17 protein-coding genes and 2 pseudogenes are annotated in these 19481 nt (G+C 57.3%); 9 read left to right on the forward strand and 10 right to left on the reverse strand.

The window, feature by feature from the left end; translation table 11 throughout:
* Window positions 1-387, forward strand: a 387-nt coding sequence (locus M1136_00980) for a hypothetical protein (GenBank protein ID MCL5074216.1), incomplete at its 5' end; no start/stop codon positions are given.
* A gap of 1 nt (window position 388) precedes the next feature.
* The gene (locus tag M1136_00985; GenBank protein MCL5074217.1) at window positions 389-670 is read left to right on the forward strand and encodes a hypothetical protein; all 282 of its coding nucleotides are present in this window, start codon (window positions 389-391) and stop codon (window positions 668-670) included.
* A gap of 297 nt (window positions 671-967) precedes the next feature.
* Here the strand turns inward: M1136_00985 and trpA are convergent, their stop codons facing one another.
* The 7 genes and pseudogenes from trpA to trpE form a co-directional block, all read right to left on the reverse strand.
* Window positions 968-1750 (reverse strand): tryptophan synthase subunit alpha, encoded by a 783-nt coding sequence (gene trpA / locus M1136_00990; protein MCL5074218.1) that lies wholly within the window; start codon window positions 1748-1750, stop codon window positions 968-970.
* Window positions 1747-2946, reverse strand: a complete 1200-nt coding sequence (gene trpB, locus M1136_00995; GenBank protein ID MCL5074219.1) for a tryptophan synthase subunit beta — start codon at window positions 2944-2946, stop codon at window positions 1747-1749. The genes trpA and trpB overlap by 4 nt, the downstream gene beginning before the upstream one ends.
* Before the next feature lie 252 nt (window positions 2947-3198).
* Window positions 3199-3792, reverse strand: a pseudogene (locus M1136_01000) (phosphoribosylanthranilate isomerase).
* A complete protein-coding gene (gene trpC / locus M1136_01005) occupies window positions 3765-4595 on the reverse strand; it encodes an indole-3-glycerol phosphate synthase TrpC (protein ID MCL5074220.1) in 831 nt (276 codons plus the stop codon). Before trpC ends, M1136_01000 begins: the two are co-directional and overlap by 28 nt.
* A complete protein-coding gene (gene trpD, locus M1136_01010; GenBank protein ID MCL5074221.1) occupies window positions 4592-5623 on the reverse strand; it encodes an anthranilate phosphoribosyltransferase in 1032 nt (343 codons plus the stop codon). The genes trpC and trpD overlap by 4 nt, the downstream gene beginning before the upstream one ends.
* Before the next feature lie 24 nt (window positions 5624-5647).
* The gene (locus M1136_01015; GenBank protein MCL5074222.1) at window positions 5648-6214 is read right to left on the reverse strand and encodes an aminodeoxychorismate/anthranilate synthase component II; all 567 of its coding nucleotides are present in this window, start codon (window positions 6212-6214) and stop codon (window positions 5648-5650) included.
* Between the two features lie 9 nt (window positions 6215-6223).
* Window positions 6224-7699 (reverse strand): anthranilate synthase component I, encoded by a 1476-nt coding sequence (gene trpE / locus M1136_01020; GenBank protein MCL5074223.1) that lies wholly within the window; start codon window positions 7697-7699, stop codon window positions 6224-6226.
* A gap of 669 nt (window positions 7700-8368) precedes the next feature.
* On the opposite strand from trpE, the gene M1136_01025 reads away from it, so the two are divergent.
* From M1136_01025 to M1136_01055, 7 genes and pseudogenes are all read left to right on the forward strand, one after another.
* On the forward strand, window positions 8369-9193 hold the full coding sequence (locus M1136_01025; protein ID MCL5074224.1) for a DUF6062 family protein: 825 nt from the start codon (window positions 8369-8371) through the stop codon (window positions 9191-9193).
* A gap of 698 nt (window positions 9194-9891) precedes the next feature.
* Window positions 9892-10023, forward strand: a pseudogene (locus M1136_01030) (type III secretion system needle length determinant).
* Between the two features lie 617 nt (window positions 10024-10640).
* Entirely contained in the window at window positions 10641-11363 is a 723-nt protein-coding gene (locus M1136_01035; protein MCL5074225.1) for an HD domain-containing protein, read from the forward strand.
* A gap of 93 nt (window positions 11364-11456) precedes the next feature.
* Window positions 11457-12218 (forward strand): fumarylacetoacetate hydrolase family protein, encoded by a 762-nt coding sequence (locus M1136_01040; protein MCL5074226.1) that lies wholly within the window; start codon window positions 11457-11459, stop codon window positions 12216-12218.
* A 94-nt stretch (window positions 12219-12312) separates the two neighbouring features.
* Window positions 12313-14043, forward strand: a complete 1731-nt coding sequence (locus tag M1136_01045; GenBank protein MCL5074227.1) for a DNA adenine methylase — start codon at window positions 12313-12315, stop codon at window positions 14041-14043.
* A 27-nt stretch (window positions 14044-14070) separates the two neighbouring features.
* Window positions 14071-14493 (forward strand): hypothetical protein, encoded by a 423-nt coding sequence (locus M1136_01050; GenBank protein MCL5074228.1) that lies wholly within the window; start codon window positions 14071-14073, stop codon window positions 14491-14493.
* 30 nt (window positions 14494-14523) lie between these two features.
* Window positions 14524-15732 (forward strand): hypothetical protein, encoded by a 1209-nt coding sequence (locus M1136_01055; protein ID MCL5074229.1) that lies wholly within the window; start codon window positions 14524-14526, stop codon window positions 15730-15732.
* Between the two features lie 43 nt (window positions 15733-15775).
* Here the strand turns inward: M1136_01055 and M1136_01060 are convergent, their stop codons facing one another.
* Genes M1136_01060 through M1136_01070 form a run of 3 tightly spaced genes read right to left on the reverse strand, consistent with a single transcriptional unit; the run spans window position 15776 to window position 19194 of the window.
* A complete protein-coding gene (locus tag M1136_01060; GenBank protein ID MCL5074230.1) occupies window positions 15776-16888 on the reverse strand; it encodes a DUF4346 domain-containing protein in 1113 nt (370 codons plus the stop codon).
* Window positions 16889-16898: 10 nt separating this feature from the next.
* The gene (cadA, locus tag M1136_01065) at window positions 16899-18827 is read right to left on the reverse strand and encodes a cadmium-translocating P-type ATPase (GenBank protein ID MCL5074231.1); all 1929 of its coding nucleotides are present in this window, start codon (window positions 18825-18827) and stop codon (window positions 16899-16901) included.
* Entirely contained in the window at window positions 18820-19194 is a 375-nt protein-coding gene (locus tag M1136_01070; GenBank protein MCL5074232.1) for a metalloregulator ArsR/SmtB family transcription factor, read from the reverse strand. Before M1136_01070 ends, cadA begins: the two co-directional genes overlap by 8 nt.
* Window positions 19195-19481 lie beyond the last annotated feature (287 nt).

Consider the following 19481-nt stretch of genomic DNA (forward strand, 5'->3'; position numbering starts at 1 on the left):
CTAGTGCATTTGGGTCTTCAGGAGACAACGGATTATGAGATTCCCGGAGGACACTTCTTTGAGCAGACCAGTGGTAGGCTAGCAGCCCGCGGCCGTGGCTACGCCATCAGCGATGCGCACGATGTCCTCTTCTGGACTGAGTTTCAGCGCCTGGGTGGGGTGCCATCATTGGGCTATCCCGCCTCCCGCCGCTTCACCTGGGATGGTTTCACCAGCCAGGTGATGCAAAAACAGGTCTTCCAGTGGCGACCGGAGGTGAAGCAGGTCTACTTCGTCAACGTCTTCGATGAGCTTTCCAAGGCCGGCAAGGATGATTGGCTCTTGGCCTATCGCCAGGTGCCCAGGCCCTTTGACTGGGCGGGGGATAGGGGGGCTGCCCTGGGATGAGGTGGTAAAGAGGCATCTGGCCCTGCTGGATCTCAACCCGGCCATCAAGGCGCGTTACTTAGCCGATCCAGACCCCATCGCCCACTTCGGTTTGCCGATGAGCTATGGGGAGTATGATAATGTCTTCGTGTTGCGTGGTCAGCGGGCAGTGTTGCAGCAGTGGCGCACTGATGCCCCCTGGGCCAAAGCGGGGGAGGTGACCGTAGCCAATGGGGGAGATATTCTCAAGGAGGCTGGTCTCATCCCCAAGGAGGCGATCACTCCTGAGGAGCCGCCCCAGTAGGTAGCCACGCTCGCTCTTCGTTTTGGAAGTCCCTCCAAAAAGGGTAATGGAATCTCTCCTCCATACCCCCGCAGAGGATTCAAGGGGTCCTGCGGGCTTTTTTGTTCTGGGCACATCTGAAAGACCCTTACCCAGCTGCGCCCCTGGGAACCCCCGCTGCTCGATGGTCTCAGAAGAGGGGTTGGTGATGAAGGAAGGTCAGGGAACAAGGCTCCTTGACTGAGCATTCGGAGGATGCCCTCAGGAAAACGGTATCAGTCCCAGACGTCGGATAGTTGATCCCCGGCGCGGGGAGGACTAAAGGACGGCCCGCAGGCTGCGCAGAAATGTTTGCAAAGAAGCAAGCAGATCAGCGCTGCTCTCGATCAACTGGATGATCCGGCTACCAACGATGATGCCATCAGCTACCTTGGCTACCCTCTCCGCCTGGGCCGGTGTCGAGATACCAAAACCAACGCATAATGGTTGACTGGCTATCCCTCTCACCCGCTTGACGAACTCCTCCAGGTGAGGCGGTAATTCCTCCCTGGCCCCAGTGACACCGGTGAGCGATACCAGGTAGATAAAGCCCCGTGACCTGGCCGCTACCAGCTGAATACGTTCTGGGGAGGAGGTGGGGGCCAGGAGGTAAACGAGATCAAGCTTGTGTTCTTGAGCGATGCCCTCTAAATCAGCCCCCTCCTCTGGAGGCAAATCGGGCACGATCAAGCCATCGATGCCTGCGGCTGCCCCATCAGCGCAGAACTGCCTCAAGCCATAATGGAAGACGGAATTATAATAGGTCATAAACAGGAGGGGGACGTCCACCAACGCCCTTAATCGGGCGGCTGTGGCCAGACAGAAAGCGGGTGTCACACCATTCTGGAGAGCACGAAAACCCGCCCTCTGAATGGTGGTCCCATCGGCCAGAGGATCGGAGAAGGGAATACCCAGTTCGATAATGTCACAGCCAGCCGCGACCATGACCGGGACTAGGGTAAGAGTGTCCTCCAAAGCAGGATAGCCAACAGTCAGATAACCAATGAGGGCCCTGCGCTTAACTTGGCGCAGGTGAGCGAAGGTGGCAGCGAGGCGACTCATAGGGTCACTCCCAACGCTTCGGCCACCGTCTGCATATCTTTATCACCGCGTCCGGAGAGGTTAACGACGATCGAAGACTCCTTTGGCAGCTGAGCAGCCAGTTTGGCCGCATAATAGATGGCGTGAGCTGGCTCAAGGGCTGGAATGATGCCCTCCGTAACACAAAGCAGCTGGAAGCCCTCCAGGGCTTCGGTATCGGTCACACCGACGTATTCGGCGCGACCGATATCGTGGTAGTAACTGTGCTCAGGCCCCACCCCTGGATAGTCTAGACCGGCCGAGATGCTATGCGTGGGGAGCACCTGTCCTGCCTCATCCTGAAGAAGATACGATTTCATCCCATGTAATACGCCCGGTTTACCGACCAATAATGAGGCCGCATGCTCTTTCGTATGTAGCCCTCGGCCAGCTGCCTCCACCCCGATGAGCTTGACCTGAGGGTCAGCGACGAAGGGATGGAAGATGCCAATGGCGTTACTTCCTCCGCCCACGCAGGCCACGATATAGTCGGGCAGCGCTCGACCAGTAGCTTGCAATTGCTCCCGTACCTCACGTCCGACGATGGATTGAAAATCGCGCACAATTAGCGGATAGGGATGCGGACCAACGGCCGAACCAAGGAGATAGTAGGTGTTTTCCACGTTGGTCACCCAGTCTCGAATGGCTTCATTGATGGCCTCTTTCAGCGTGCGGCTGCCCGCGCTGACAGGCCGTACCTCAGCCCCCAATAGCTTCATCCTGAAGACGTTGGGTGATTGGCGTCGGATATCCTCTTCGCCCATGTAAACCACACACTCTAGCCCCAACATAGCACAAATAGTGGCCGCAGCCACACCGTGCTGACCCGCCCCAGTTTCGGCCACGACACGCCTCTTCCCCAAACGTTGGGCCAGAAGCCCCTGTCCCAAGGCATTGTTTATCTTATGAGCGCCAGTGTGAGCCAGATCCTCCCGTTTGAGATAGATGGATGCCCCACCCAGACGCGCCGATAGACGAGCAGCGTAGTAGAGGGGTGTCGGTCGGCCAACATAATCTCGGCAGAGGGCGGCGAATTCATTCTCGAATTGAGGATCGGCGCGGGCTTCTCGATAGGATCGCTCCAGCTCCTGTAAGGCGGGCATCAAGGTCTCCGGCACAAAGCGGCCGCCGTATTCTCCATAGTAACCCCGCTCATCCGGTAGGTAATGTATATTCATCTTTATTTGATTAGCCCTCCCCAAAAAATTGTTTGATCTTTACCCTCATCCCCCCTTGCCCCCCTTCTCCAGTGGGAGAAGGGAGATAGAAAGCCCTGCTGTGATCACCGAAAACCGTAGGGGCGAGGTCACCTCGCCCTATGATATTTGTTCCTTTAATGAGGGCACGGGAACCGTGCCTCTACTCTCCCACGAAGTTCCTAAAAATGGTTCTTTTCTTAGATATGACGGGTCGTAATAAGCTTTGTCTGCCCCCTTAACCGCCCTCAAAAAGTCACGCATCTTGTGAAGGTCCTTCTTGCCTGTGCTGCTCTCCACCCCGCGTGAGACATCAACAGCGTACGGCTGGGCAATGGCTATCGCCTCTCGGATATTCGCTGGCGTTAACCCCCCAGCCAGGATAATCAGACCATAGGCTGTGGCCTGTCTGGCTAACTCCCAATGGGAGGCGAGGTTGCCACTTCGTTCTTTATCTAGATCGAGCAGATAGGCCGCCACCTGGTAACGGGCCAGCGACGTTAATCCTGAAGCATCGCTTATGGTAAGGGCCTTGATCACCCGCGGAAAAAGAGTGGCACAGTACTGTTCGTTCTCCTTTCCGTGCAACTGAGCGAAGTCCAAACCACAGAAGGTCATAATCTCACGCACGAGCTCCACGGGGTGATCGACGAAGACGCCTACTTTGCAGACATAAGGAGGCAGCGCGGCTACGATGGCCGCCACTTGCGTCGGGCTCACCCTCCGTGGGCTCTCCGCAAAGATGAATCCCAGCGCATCGGCCCCGTATTCCACGGCCAGGAGGGCATCAGCGACACAGGTTAGCCCACAGATTTTAACCCTGACCATCTATTTCCTTTGTCCTCAACGTTCACTGGCTCATCCAGGAGTTCCCTGATCTTGGTTGTGGGGGCATCGCTGGTCAAGAGTGATTCGCCCACCAGGACAGCCCGGACCCCAGCCTCTTCAAGACGGAGCACATCGGCCCGTGAGTATATGCCGCTCTCGCTCACCACAACGATACCAGAAGGGATCAGGGGGAGTAGGCGCAGCGTAGTCTGCAAATCAACGCTGAAATCACGCAGGTCGCGGTTGTTTATACCGATGACTGAAGCTCCAGCCGCGAGCGCCCTATTTACCTCTTCCTGATTATGCACCTCGACCAGGGCTGTCATGCCCAGATCCTGCGTTATTCCCAGCAGGGAACGCAGCTCTTCGTCGGACAGGATAGCCACAATCAACAGGAGTGCGTCAGCCCCGTAGGCTCTAGTCTCGTAAACCTGGTAAGGATCAAGAATGAAATCCTTACGCAACAAAGGCAGGTCTACAGCAGAACGAACAGCCTGCAGGTCGGTGAGGCTGCCTTGAAAGTAATCCGCCTCGGTGAGAACGGAAATACACGCCGTCCCGGCTGCCGCATAGGTGCGGACCAGTCCTGCTACATCCGGGATGGGTGGGAATGAGCCTTTGCTGGGGGAGGCTCGTTTCACCTCAGCGATAAGCCTAATCCGTGGCCCGTATAGAGCAGCGGCGAAGTCCTTGAGGGGCTCGCCACGTGCTTCGATTATCCTGATTAGTTCGGCTAAAGGACATGATTGTTCGCTCACTTTCAGGGAGCGATGCCTGGCGGCGACGATCTCGTCAAGGATCATGCTGATTCCTTAGGGGCGAAATCCTGTGTTAGGGAGATCAGTTTCTCCAGCGTGCGGAGGGCTCGACCGGTATCGATGGATTCTGCCGCCACCTCCAACCCTTCTTGGAGAGCACTCGCCTTCCCTCCGGCCACCAGAGCTGCCGCGGCATTGAGAAGGACGATGTCGCGCGCTGGACCAGGCTCACCACGCAGTACGTGATAGGCGATGCGCACATTTTCGGACACATCGCCCCCGCGCAGCTCAGCCAGGTTGGATTTGGGCAGTCCTAGCTCCTGAGGATCAAGAGGATAGGTCTTGACTGAACCATCGCGCAGAGCGACAACCTGGTTGACCCCGGTGGTGGATAACTCATCCAGTCCGTCAGCCCCATGCACTACGAAAGCGCATCGTGTACCAAGCCCACGCAAGACGTTAGCCAACGGTTCGGCTAAGGCTGGACTATAAACACCAAGCACCTGCACGTTGGCTGAGGCTGGATTGGTCAAGGGACCCAGGATGTTAAAGATGGTGCGCGCCCCGATCTCACGGCGAGGTCCGATAGCGTGCTTCATGGCTGGATGGTGGAGGGGAGCAAAAAGGAAGCCGATGCCCACTTCATCTATACAGCGAGCCACCTGATCTGGGGTGATCTCCAGCCGAATGCCCAGGGCCTGAAATAGGTCGGCACTGCCACAGTGGCTGGAGACGGCCCTGTTGCCGTGCTTAGCCACAGCCAACCCGGCGCCGGCTACGACGAAGGCGGCAATGGTTGACACGTTGAATGTGCCTGAGCCGTCGCCTCCCGTGCCACAGGTATCTACCAGTACCTCCCTGTTCACCCTCACGGGGATGGCATTGGCTCGCATAGCTCGCGCGCAACCGATAATCTCCTCTATAGTTTCCCCCTTCATGCGCAGGGCCACCAGGAAGGCCGCAATCTGGACCGGGGTAGCCTCCCCATGCATTATTTCCTGCATTACCGCCTCAGCCTCAGTCTCGCTCAGATGTTGGCGCTCCATCACTTTCGCTATCGTTTCCTTAATCACGTTTCTAAACCTCCTTCTCCAGTCTTATCCTACAATACCCAGAAAGTTTCGGAGTATCTGCTTGCCCTCCTTGGTCAAAATGGATTCCGGGTGGAACTGCACTCCATTCAGGGGATACTCTTTGTGCCTTATCCCCATAAGCTCCCCTTCGAGCGTGCGGGCCGAGATCTCCAGACACTCCGGCAGTGGTTCTTCCAAAATAAGCGAATGATAGCGCGTGGCCGTGAAAGGATTGGGGATACCGTGAAAGATGTCCCGCCCATCGTGATAGATTTCTGAGGTCTTGCCGTGCATCAAGCGAGAGGCCCTGACCACCCGTCCACCCAGGGCATAACCGATACATTGGTGCCCCAGACATACGCCCAGAATGGGTATGCTCTGATGAAAGCGTCGAATGAGGTCATTGCAGATGCCTGCCTCCGCCGGCCTGCCGGGGCCAGGAGAGATGACGATGCGGGATGGTGCCAGCTGGGCTACCTCATCGAGCGAGATCTGGTCGTTCCGATAGACGACGAGCTCTGCTCCCAATTCACCGATGAGCTGAACAAGGTTGTAAGTGAAGGAATCGTAATTATCAATGACCAGAATCATCGGCGCCTCCTATACTGTCCCCTCTTCCGCGATATGGATGGCTCGCTCCAAAGCCTTTATCTTGCTCACCGTCTCGTGATACTCCCGCTCGGGGTCCGAATCAGCCACGATGCCCGCCCCTGCCTGCAAATAGGCCGTATTATCTACCATAACGATTGTCCGAATAGTTATACAGGTATCCATATTACCTGTAAAGCTAAAATAACCGACGGCACCGGCGTAGGGGCCTCGTCGGAGACCCTCCAACTCAGCGATGATCTCCATAGCCCTGATTTTAGGTGCACCCGATACGGTGCCGGCTGGAAAGGCTGCTCTTAAGAAGCTGAAGGCATCGTGGCCGTCAGCCAGCTGCCCCTCCACGGCCGAGACGATGTGAATAACGTGCGAGTACTTCTCGGCTGTCATCAAGATGGGCACCCTGACCGAGCCATAACGGCAGACGCGCCCCAAATCGTTCCGCCCCAAATCGACCAGCATGATGTGTTCAGCCCGTTCCTTTGGATCAGCCATCAAGTCGGCGATGAGCTCTTGGTCTTCCTCCTCATTGCGGCCGCGCGGGCGTGTGCCGGCGATCGGCCTGGTCTCAGCCTTACCACCCTCCAACTTTACCAGCATCTCCGGCGAAGAGCCGATCAAGCGAAAATCGTTGAAATCGAGATAAAACATATAGGGTGAAGGGTTAAGCATGCGCAACGCCCTATAAATGGCGAACGGCTCAGCATCCGTCTGACAGCGGAAGCGTTGTGACAACACGATTTGAAAAGCATCGCCAGCGGCGATGTACTCCTTAGCCTTCAGGACCGCCCGACAGAAGGCCTCCTGGCTGAAGTTAGAGACCAGGTCGTTCCGCTTGGCCACCGGTCGCACCGTTTGAAGCGGCAAGGGCTGAGTCAATCTTTCCCGGATGGCCTCGATCTTAGCCACTGCCTCCTCGTATGCCATCTCTGGGTCACCATTGATACTGGCATTGGAGACTATCTGCATCTTATGCCGAACGTGGTCAAAGATAACCATCGTATCGGTGAAGAGGAAGAGACAATCGGGCAACCCCAGCTCGTCCTGCGAGGGGTCCGGTAAGCGCTCAAAGAAGCGCACCATATCGTAAGCTATATAGCCGACGGCCCCTCCAAAGAAACGAGGCAGCCCGGCCGTCTTCACCACCCTATGTTGAGCCAGCTGTTCTTGTACTAGATGGAGAGCGTCCTTGTTGCCTAACGAGAGCTCATGCCCTTGCCCATTGTGATAAACAAGCGCCTTGTCGCCGCTAGAGCGGAGAAGGAGAGACGGATTAGTACCCAGGAAAGAATAACGGCCCAATGTCTCACCACCCTCGACGCTCTCCAGCAGGAAGGAGGGCGCATTTGAGCGCAATTTCAAGAAGACTGAGACCGGCGTGTCCAGGTCGGCTGGCAATTCCTGGAACACCGGTATAAGGTTGCCCTCCTTGGCCTTCGCTCGGAAAGTCTCCAGATCAGGAAAATACATTCGCTATCCCCCTCTAAAAAAATGAAAGCCTCTCGTCCCTAAGGGACGAGAGGCAAAGTATCTCGTGGTGCCACCCTACTTAGGCCTCGACTGAGTGCCCGCCACACCGCTGTATCGGGTGACTCTGCCTGGCCTCACTTATCCAGGGCACAGGCCCGCGTTCCTAGGGACCGATGCCCCTTGCCCTGCTAACGGTGGCTTCTCCGGCAAAGCCTACTTGCAAGGACGCAGGCCCTTGAAACTATACCTCTCAACTGCCCGCCGCTTTCGGTTTGCGACTCCTAGGTCCATTCAGTCATCTGCATTGGTATCGGTTCGCAGCTACCCCGACTCTCTGCTCCCTCGCTCGATGCTTACTAGTCCTGTTCGACGTCGTTATTCCTATTCCTTTTGGGAAAAGTATAGCATATCTGAGATGCAAAAGTCAAGGATTTGTCGGCTCTCTGCTAATTTGTGTGGAAAATGATAAAAGTTGACAACCATCAATCCCTAGTGGTATATTTCAACTGGTCGATAGGGTGATGAGGCTCGCCCTCGCCATTCGGCTGAGCTCAGGCCGAAGTCCGGATGGAACCTGGTCCGGGCTAACACGTCAGGCAACTGACTGATAGCTTCTACTGGCCCGCCTGCAGCGGGCGCGGTAGAGGCTTTTTTGTTATGAGGTTTAAAATGAGCCATCTATTTATCGCCAGGGTTGTTGACTCTCTGGCTCATGTCCTGGAGACGGGGCGATGGGGCCGCCCCTGTCCATTATTGGGACAGCAGCGGAACCATCAACGACAGGTGGCGACAGCCAATAAGGGTCAAATAAGAGGGCTCCTGGCTCTCGAGGGTTGCCCCATTTGTAACCTCTGCGCTGAGGATCTACGCCGCTTCTATTTCTGGTACCTTAACGAGTATTACGGTGAGGGAGTATGGGTAGGGAAAATCATTCAGTCCGGTGGTTTTTGCCCCCAACACGCCTGGGAGCTGGTGCGCTACGGTGATGCCTACCGCATCAGTGTAGTTTATCAGTATCTCACCCGGGATACCCTCGCGAAGTTGCGTCAGTTCCTTCAAGAGCTGGGTGAGGCGAATTCCAGGATCGTGCCCTCCCAGACGAAGAGGAGAAAGGCGCTTAAGCGTCAGGATGAGTTACCCCCCTCCGGAACCTGCCCCGCCTGTGAGAATGTGGCCACTACCGCTCGCTGGGGATTGCGCAACCTGCTCCTGAGCCTGGAGGATGCTGAAATCGCCGAACTATATCATCATTCCTCCGGGCTTTGTATGCGCCACCTGTGGATGGCTCTTGAAATAGACGAAGAGGCAGTCTTGAAGGAGATAGTGCGAGATCAGATAGCCAGGCTCGAGAGCCTGGAGCGTGAGCTGGAGGATTACTTCCATAAGACGAACTACCGCTTCCGTCACGAGCCAAGGGGTGAAGAGCAGACAGCTTGGTTAAGGGCTGTGGAGCTATTCGCCGGTCAACGCCCGCCATTGTCGGAGCGGCCCTGACTACCTGATTGGGGCTAACAGCCCGAGATGGCTGTTGGCTGGCTCCTCGCTAACTATCAGCAATTCTTTATGGCTAGGATTATTCAAGTTGATTTATACCTAAATGGCTCATCCCACGAACTCTAAACAAACACCTAGGGCAGCGGTGCTAGACGCCAGGCCCCGAATTTGGTATAGTTACGCCGAGAAAATCGCCTACTGATAGAAAAACAGCAAACCTTATCTGGTAGCGAGAGCATATGAGGCGCATTGGGCAATGGTGTAGGGGATTGCTGCACTGGTATAGCGAGCTTTGGGGTGAGCCGGGCACCATCTTCAGCGTTATGACCGTTGTGATACTAAGCATTTTGGCGCTTTATCTACTGGGCATAACCAGTATAGTTGCTCGCCCTTACCTGCAGGCCATGTTGGCCACGCCAACCGAGCAGCCGCCGACGGTCATGCCAAGTCCTACTGTAACACCGCTACCGACGCCGGTGCCGCTGGTGGGGCTTGAACCAACCCCTACTGGCTACGTCCCCCCTACGCAGGGACCTCCAACGGCTACGCCAACGATGCGGCCGACAGTTACCTCCACAGTAACAGCCATATGGAGCCCGACGGTGGTGCCAACTTCTACGGTTGGAGCTAGTCCGACGGTCGTTCCCACCCCAACGGCGGGGGTAACTCCCACGATTGTCCCTACCCCATCGCTTGCGCCGACACCAACGAGTACCCCGGCCCCGATGGTTGAGCCAACAGCAACTGCTACGCCGCAGCCCAGTCCGACGCCAACGGTTGGGGCTACCTCTACGCCGACGCCTGGTGGAGCAACGGCAACGCCATCACCCACGGCGACGGCTGTGGGAACGGCCTCTCCAACGCCGACTGTCCGGCCGACCGCTACTGCTACGCCGCAGCCCAGTCCGACGCCAACGGTTGGGGCTACCTCTACGCCGACGCCCGGGGTAACGCCAACACCGACCCGCCAGGCGACCCCTACAAATAGGCCATAGCCAATGTCGAGAGATAGCAACTTGATCCATTTATCCTCCCTCCTGTAAGATAGGGGGTGCAGCAGGGCAAAGCCGTTGCCTGGCCTGCCCGCCGCAGGCAGGGGTCCGGGGTATGGCCAACTCTCCCATGGAGAGGTCACAAAGGGCTATGGGGCTCCATCCTAGTCTCCCTTCCCTCCTCTCGCCGGAGCGATGGGGGGAGGTCAAGGAGGGGGCGCAGCTCACTATCCTTAGGGGTTTCCAGAGCTCCGACCTACACTATATTCCCCTCTTTCGCAAGGCAAGGGGAGGGGCGCAAAGCCATTCGGCTGGAGTCTTGGATATCCCCAGTCTATATTTCCCTTCTCCCGCCGGAGTAGGGGTGTGCAGAGGGGCAAAGCCCCTCTGCCGGGGTTTGGGGTACCCCCAAACCTTTGTTCCCCCTCTCCCGAAGCGGGAGAGGGGGTCAGGGGGTGAGGGCATCACCCAATTGTAAGGAGGTGATTACACTGACAGAAGGCAGGAGTGAGGATAAGCTCGTTACCCTCGATGATGTAAAACAGAATCACCAGGTGCAGGTCTTTTTGAAGCAAGCCGATGAGCAGCTCGGGGCAATAGGCTATACCGAGCACGGTCACCGTCACGCCGGGCTAGTAGCCAGCATCGCCAGAAATGTGCTACTCCGCCTGGACTATCCCCCTCGTTCGGCTGAGCTGGCGGCCATTTCCGGTTATCTGCACGACATCGGTAACGTTATCAGTCGCTTCGAGCATGGGCATGCTGGTGGCATGATCGCTATGGATGTCTTGTCCCGCATGGGGGTGAGCGCTGAGGAGATCGCTTTGATCATAGGGGCTATCGGCAATCATGAGGAGGAGACGGGGGATCCCGTAAGCGAAGTATCGGCTGCCCTGATCATCGCCGATAAATCTGATGTGCACCGGACGCGGGTTCGCAATCTGAACCCGACCGCCTTCGACATCCACGACCGGGTCAACTACGCCAGTGAGCGTAGCTTTGTACGCGTTGACGATGAGACCAAACGTGTGGCCCTGGAGCTAACCATCGACGTTCAGATTGCGGCAATCATGGAATACTTCGAGATCTTCCTTTCAAGGATGCTTTTTATCAAGAAGGCGGTAGCCTTCCTTAACTGTGAGTTCGAGTTAATCATCAACAAGAGCCGTATCTTGTAAGTTATCCCCCTCAGCCCTTCGCTGCTTCTAATCGTTAAGCCTCCGCTGGTGTCTCCAGCGTAGCTATATAACTTCACTAAAAGAGGGATGATGATGAAGATTGTCCGTTTTGTCAGCCGTGGATCGTCCGTCTATGGTGTGCTTGAGGGTTCAGTTATCCTGGGCCTGGAGGGCGATATCCTGGGCCAATTTCAGCGTGGTGAACCGATAGGGCAGGTGGACGAGGTGACCGTCCTGGCTCCCTGCCAGCCCAGCAAGGTGATAGCTGTAGGATTGAATTACCGCGATCATGCTGAAGAGATGCGTGTGCCCCTCCCCTCAGAACCCATCATCTTCTTGAAGCCCTCCACGGCGGTGATTGGTCCTGAGGAAGCCGTCGTTCTTCCCCGCATGGCCACACAAGTGGATTATGAGGGTGAACTGGCTGTGGTCATCGGGCGGCGAGCGAAAAACATCAGTGTCAAAGAGGCCCAGGACTACATCCTGGGCTTCACTTGTGGCAACGATGTGACGGCGCGTGATCTACAAAAGAAGGATGGTCAATGGACTCGGGCGAAATCATTCGATACTTTTTGTCCCTTGGGTCCCTACCTTGTGACCGACATCGATGTCAGCAACCTGCCTCTACAGGTGAGGGTGAATGGTCAGATACGGCAATCCTCCACCACAGCTAACCTGGTCTTCAGAGTGGATGAGCTGGTCAGCTTTATTTCCCAGGTGATGACACTCCTGCCGGGTGATGTTATTCTGAGTGGTACACCGGCCGGAGTAGGGGCCCTGCATCCTGGGGATACCGTTGAGGTGGAGATTGGGGGTATTGGCCTCCTGCGCAACCACGTGGTAATGGGCCAATAGCCCCCCCGAAGACATTGCCCGGCTCAGGCGCTATGACTGGCGGCACCGCAGGGGGCTTTTTGAGGAGCTAAAGGCAGCTAAGCCAAAGGACGATGTGGAGCGTTTCCGCCGCTTCCTTTACCTGCGCAAGGCAAGCTACGGCAGCCGTGGGGTCAACTTCATGGAGGACAAGAAGGAGCGGGTTATCAGCCTGGATAGCTTTGAAAGGTGGCGGGAGCGGCTCAAAGGCGTGCATCTCCACACCGGCCCCTATGAGGAGCTGCTGGATAAGCATGATAGCCAGGACTCCTTCTTCTACCTTGACCCTCCCTATCCTGGCCACTGGCAGGGGGAGGAGCATGGCTTCACCCCGGAGCAGTGGGACCGCCTCATAGACAGGCTGAAGAGGCTCAAAGGCAAGTTCATCCTCTCCCTCTTCAGAGACATGGTGGAGACGCTGCCCTCTGGCTGGCACACCAGGCGGGTCAAGACTCGCCGTGCTCTGGGCCAGGACAATGTGGGCCGGGTGCTCCACCACTATGAATACCTGGCAGCCAACTTCCCCATCGACACCTCAGGCAAGAACGAGGAGGCTGAGGAGGCGCTTGCCAGGATTGGCCACCAGCCCTTCGGCAGCCAGGCCGGGAAGACCCGCCTTGCCTCTCGGATCGTGAAGATGATTCCACCGCACGAGACCTATGTGGAACCCTTTGCTGGCGGGGCGGCCGTGTTCTGGGCCAAGGAGCCTGCGGAAAAAGAGGTGCTCAATGATAAAGACCCGGAGATCGCCTTCGCCTATCGTTTCATCAAAGGGCTGACCGAGGAGCAGCTACAGAGGCTAAGGCGTTACGACTGGAGAAGAACCAAGCCCCTGTTCCAGAAGTTGAAAGAGTCTAAGCCAAGCGATGATGTTGAGCGCTTCAGGAAGTTCTACTACCTAGCAAAGGCAAGCTTTGGGGAGTCGCGGCAGACCTTTGGCAACGAGGGGGCAGATATTGATGTCGACAAGCTTCCGGCAGCCTCGGAGCGTCTGAAGAACGTGACCATTCTGAGTCAGGACTTTGAGCCTGTCGTCCAGCGCTTCGACAGCGCCGATACCTTCTTCTACCTTGACCCTCCCTACCCTGGCAGAAGCTTCAAGGGGGAGTTCCAGTTCGGCCTGGAGGACCTAGAGCGTCTGGTGCATGTGCTCAAAGACGTCAAGGGCAGGTTTATCTTGAGCCTGGGCGCAGAGCACAGGAAATACCTGCCTGTGTCCTGGTGGACAAAAAGGGTGCTGGTAAGACGCATGCTGTGGCTGCCCCAGACTGACAAAAGGCTCTCGCCCAACTACGAGCTCCTGGCCGCCAACTTCACCCCCAGCAGGGAGAGCCTGGAGGCTCTGGAGGCCGAGGCAGATGGAGCGCCCGATGAGGAGATGGTCAAGTTTCCTGAAACTACTGACTTCATGGTGGTGCCCGACTTCATCAGCCTGGTGGGGAGCGCCGTCACCGGAGAGGCCCCCGAAGACCTGGACATCCTCGTTCGGTCAGCGGTGCGGAGCGAGAGCCTGGAGGTGGCTATCAGGAAACAGCTCGACCCTGAGAAGCAAGGCTACCTGCACTTCATCTACGAGCCTGCTGGCCCCCACGACGACTATGTGCCATTGTGGGACCTGGTGGCATTGAAGAAGCCGGAGATCGAGGTGGTGGAAGTGGGGCTATCAAAGGGGCTGGCGCCAGGCAAGCCCTTCACCCCTTTGAAGACCGCAGGCGGCTACGGTGAGCTGGAGTTCTCGGTGGACGCCGCCGATAAGCTCTGGGAGACCTGGGGGCAGGGCTATGCGGATGTGGGCCTCGTAGTCTAGGAGAAGTTCGATGGCTATCGGCTCACCCTGCATCGCAAAGGCGACAGGGTCTTCGCCTTCTCCGAGGATGCCAGACGGGACGTCGTGGACGACCTGCCAGGTGTAGAGGAAGACCTCCAGGCCCTGCCCGACGGCGACTTCATCCTGGACAGCGAGCTACTCCTCTACGCTGAGGAGGTGACCCTGAACAACACCTACAAGCCTGGCGACAAGATAGAGCGCATGGACATGGCCTCCTTCCTGGACAGGAAGCCTGTGGGCAAGTTCCGGGCCGTCTGCCAGGCCTTAGATTGCCTCTACCTGGACGGCGAAGACCTGCACCAGAAGCCCCAGACGGAAAGGCTGGAGGCCATGCATAACCTGCTGAACCCGGTGGACACCCTGCACCTCAAAGAGGTGGAGAGCAGGCTGGTCCACACGAGGGAGGAGTTTCTGAAGGCGGTCAAGTGAGCGGCCTCCAGGCCCCACAGCGAGGGGGCCATGGTCAAGGTGGCCGACTCCGACTACCCTCTCACTGGGCGCTCCAGCAAGATAGCCAAGCTCAAGAACTTCAAGGAGATAAGGGGCAGGGTGGTGGAGAAGCGAAAGACTGAGGCGGGGGCCTATGTCTATGACATCGCCCTCTCCGACGGCTCGGTTATCGGCTCTACCTACGCCACCAGGCTGGAGGCGAATGTAGGCGACATCCTGGAGGTGCGGGCCGCCGAGGTCAAGGTGAAGGAAGAAGATGGCAGGAGGGTCTTCACCTGGGACAACCCCATCGTGGCCAGCCTTAAGCCCAGGGGCACCGCCCTGACTACCCCAGAGCAGGCCGAGGCGATGGCCAGGAAACGCAGGGGGATGGCGGTTGAGGATGAAGGCGAGACCAGGAGCGAGGCGGCGGAGAAGTTCTGGGCGGAGAGCTGGCACAGGTCGTTTCCGCCCTCGGGCAAGGGGGAGTTCGTCTACCACCACCACTGGCGTGGCCTGTCCGAGGAGGAGACAAAGCTAAGCGAAGAGGAGCTTCTTCAGACCGAGCACTCGGTGCACGGCGACCTGCGCCTCCAGTTCTCTGACGAGGCCCTCTTCGGCTTCACCGTCTTCCTGGGGACCACCGAGGAGGTGCGCAAGGCTGGCGGGGACCGCCTGGTGAACCTGCCTCCCGATGATAAGCTCCAGGGGGCCTGGAAGCTATCTCAGCCTGTTGCCTGGCTCAAGGTAGGCAGGGATAAGCCCATGGTGACCGCTCCAGGCGAGGTAGGGGCCACCTCGGAGAAGTATTCAAAGTTTCTTGCCCAGGACTGGGGCACCTACCAGATAGGGGTCTGGCGGGAGCACTTCTTCGAGCTATTCCTTAATGGCAAGAAGCTCAAAGGGCGCTACACCATGCAGTATGCCCCCGTGGGTGGCAGGAGAGTCTGGCTTATCGGCAAACCCAAAGACCAGACGCCCTACGCCGAGGCCAACAAGCTGGACGATGTGGTCAACGAGCTAAAGGGCAAAGGGCAGAGATACCTGGTTTGGGCCAGGCCGGGGGAAAAGCCAGAACTGATTGAGGTGGGGAAAGCGGAGCAGCTAACCTGTCCCAAATGCGGCGATACTTTAGAGCCAGGAGCGGCGAAGCTGAGCGATAATTTCCACGATGTCTTTCGCTGTCCAGGCTGTAAGCATATTTTCAGCCCGTGTGTGAGTCTAGGCTTGAACCTGTAGCCTACTGTAACGTTCTGGACTTTTGTTTACGAGATGTTCCTGCTTACTCGCCTGGAGCTCTATCCTGGACATATTTGAAACCAAGCTTTAAGGATAGCTCCGCCCTGGCGAGTTCCTTGCCAAGGTAAGCAGCGTGGTCTAGCTGTCCCACAAGCCCGTGCTCTATGGCCGTGCTGTAGAGGGAAGCGGCATCGTTGCCCTCCAGCACCAGGTTCAACTTGCCCCCCATCTGGTAATGTTCCAGGATAATGATGTCTCTGGCCCGGTCAACATAAACTATGAAGAAACCAACTTTATCCAGGGATAGCTTCCGGGCAGGTTGCGCTCTGATGTGTGCCACCTTTTCCACCGCTGCTGCTTCGGCCAAGCTGCCCGGGTTCTCGCTGACGCACCGTTCGATCTCTCGAACTATGGCACTGGTGTCTGTGCAACCTATCAGGTCAACAGGGGTTATTTGAGCCGTCAGTCGCTCCACTTGCGCTTCTGTTACATTCCTCAGCACAGGCCGATGGGCCGGAGTGCCGAGCACACGGTGCCCTTCGTCCATTCCATTCCGTAGCAACGCCAGAAGCGTCTGGCCAGGGAAGTGCCCCTGGGCATCCCCGCCACACAGCACAAGGAAGCGGATGTGGGGATTTGATACTAAATTCAGCACTATCTTCTCAATTCCAATGTTTTCGGTCTCTGTTTTGCCGACTATAGCCAGAGAAGTCTCGGGGGCCGCCTTAATTATCAGGTCGGGTAATTCTGTTGAGCCAAGGGTGGTGACCGCCACCGGCGCAGCAGGCGAACCAAGCAGATATTCCCCGACCACCACTGGCCAGGTAGAGACAGATGGCTCTGCTGGTTCCTCACAAGGGGCTCCTTCGCAGGCAGGGCAGGTGTCCTCCCCTGCCCCAGCCATTTCGTAGAGGGCATTTGATATAGCTACGGGATAACAGGGAGAGCACCCCAGACAGCCATGAGTGACGTGGATTCGCGCCGCGAGGTCTGCTGCCTTTTCCTCCCAGGAAGTACCCCTGGAAGCTTCCTGGAGCTCCTTGATCGTGTCCAGCAGGCAAGAACACTGGCTGCACTTAGGGATGCGGTATATGCCTGATAGTCTCCTGAATAGCTTGCCCAGGTCCTGTCCCTTGTGTTCAGCCCTCGGCTTCACGCTATCCCCCTCACACTCGCCCCGCGCGCAGGCCATTGCTTATGGCCAGAAGCTCGGCACCCTCATGGGCAAGCACTGCCAGGGCGACTCCGATGAACCCCAGCACCGCTGAAGGTATTAACACCGCCAGCAACAGGAGGGAGAAGGCGATGTTCTGTCTGCTTACACCCTGTGCTTTCCTCCCTACTCTGATAGCATAGGCTACCTTGTCCAGGTCATCAGCCATGAGGGCAACATCCGCTGCTTCGATAGCCGCATCCGTCCCGATAGCGCCCATAGCTATACCTGCTGAAGAGGCTGCCAGGGCAGGGGCATCGTTTACCCCATCGCCTACCATGACCACCCGGCCAAAGCGCTTTTCCAGCTCCCTCACTACTCTGACCTTATCCTCAGGCTTTAGCTCCGCATAGACCTCATTGATGTCCAGCTCTGTGCCGATGGCTTCGGCTGTGCGACGGTTATCACCAGTGAGCATAACCAGCTTTACGATGCCCAGGCGGCGCAGGGCGGAGACGGCCTCAGCAGCACCCGGACGGGCCTCATCCTGTAAGCCAATAATGCCGGCTGGACAATCCTGAGGGCCCACCAAAACCACTGTCCTTCCCTCCGTTTGAAGCCGATCCACTGTGGCCGAGATGCTGGCATCGACCAGGCAGGCCTTTCCAAACAGAGCTGGGCTACCAACATAAAGCTCCTGGCCATCTACCTTCGCCCGAGCCCCAGCCCCGGTGAGCGCCTCAGAGCGCTGCGCCTCCTTCAGTTTCAGCTTTCGCACCTGCGCCTGCTCCACAATGGCTCTGGCCAGAGGGTGCTCGGAAAAACGCTCTACACTGGCAGCCATAGTCAGGACCTCTTCCGGGGAGGCCTGGTTGAAGGCTAGAACATCGGTGACCTGGGGCTTCCCCAGGGTTAGTGTACCCGTCTTATCGAAGGCCACCACCCTGGCCGTGCCCAGGGCTTCCAGGTACTGTCCCCCTTTAATGAGGACGCCGCTCCGGCCTGCCCGACCAATGGCCGCTGCCACCGCCACAGGTGTAGACATTACCAGGGCACAGGGAGCCGCTGCCACCAGCAGCACCACGGCCCTGATAGCCCACACCTGGAACTCGGCACCAAAAAGGGGCGGCAGGGCAAGAAGCAGAACTGCCCCGCCCAGGACGGCAGGGCTATATCTACGTCCGAAGCGCTCAATGAAGAGCTGCGCCCGGCTCTTTTGCTCCTGTGCCTCCTCCACCAGGTGGATAATCCTGGACAGGGTGTTATCCTCAAAGCTTCTGGTCGCCTTCACCTTCAGGGCACCCTGCTTGTTAATAGACCCGGCGAAGACCTGACTACCAACCGCTTTTTCCACAGGTATGGACTCACCCGTTACCGGGGATTCATCCACCGAGGAAGTCCCTTCCAGCACGAGGCCATCAGTGGCTAAGGATTCCCCAGGCCTTACCAGGAAAACGTCCCCCGGCGCCAGCTCCTGGGCAGGCACAACTATTTCCTGACCATTGCGGAGGGCCACTGCTTCTTTGGGTGCCAGATCCATAAGGGCGCGGATGGCGGACCTCGTTCTATGGTAGGTATAGTGCTCTACACCCTCAGCGGCAGCGTATAGAAAGACCAGAAAGGCAGCTTCATCCCACTCACCCAGGATGACCGCACCCACCGTAGCCGCTGCCATCAGTATCTCAATGCCGACTTCCCGTTCCTTGACCAGCTCTTCCAGCCCTTCGCGGCCCCAGTAGTAAGCACCCACAGCGATGGCCACTGCGTACAAGCTGCGCTCCGCCCAAACAGGGATCAGGCCCAGATGGCCCAGGCCGAAACCTGCCGCCAGAAGGATGCCAGCTATCAGGGCATTGCGCAGGTTGGGGTAGCGCCACCAGGGGCCCCCCAGATACTTCCTCTCCTGTTCTTTTTCCTTGTATTCCCGTTCTTTCTCAGACACCGCTTTTTTCCTCCTGTGGCGTGGGCTCGCCGTAGCGCGTACAGGCATAGACCCTCTCCGCCACCCGCGAAAGCACTTCCTCAGCGGCTCTTAGGAGAAGCGAGACCTCCGGGTCGGCTAACTGGTAATAGATAAAGCGGCCGTCCCTGCGGCAGGTCACCAGGCCGCACTCTTTGAGGCAGGCAAGGTGTCCAGAACAGTTTGACTGGGAGAGGCCGGTCTTCCCCATTATTTCTCTCACACTTTTCTCGCCTTCCAGCAGGGTCTCCAGGATACTGAGCCGGGCCGGGTCGGCAAAACCGCGAAAGAGCTTAGCTTTAAGAGAAACAGCTTGGCGAGTTTCTAACACTGACAGCCTCCGTATCATTTCGTCATATCGCTAACTGGTGATATATTACCATGCAGCTTTATCGTCTGTCAACTGGAGGCAGGCAAAGGTAGTGTATCCTTTATTCAGGCTTTTCCTTAAAGAAGCCGGTCATCTCTCTTGTGTTAACCTCTCAGTCTAACTTCTTTAGTTTACCACAGCCTTAAGCCAGTCTTCCTTCGCCATTCTAGCATTTTCCTTAGCCAGCCAGATCCTTAAGAAGTTAGCCGCTCCCATAACCGACTTGAAGCCGTCCATCGGTCTAGTCCGTCTCCGCTACTCCTTTA

This window comes from Chloroflexota bacterium (assembly GCA_023475225.1).
In the GTDB taxonomy this organism is placed as follows: domain Bacteria; phylum Chloroflexota; class UBA6077; order FW602-bin22; family JAMCVK01; genus JAMCVK01.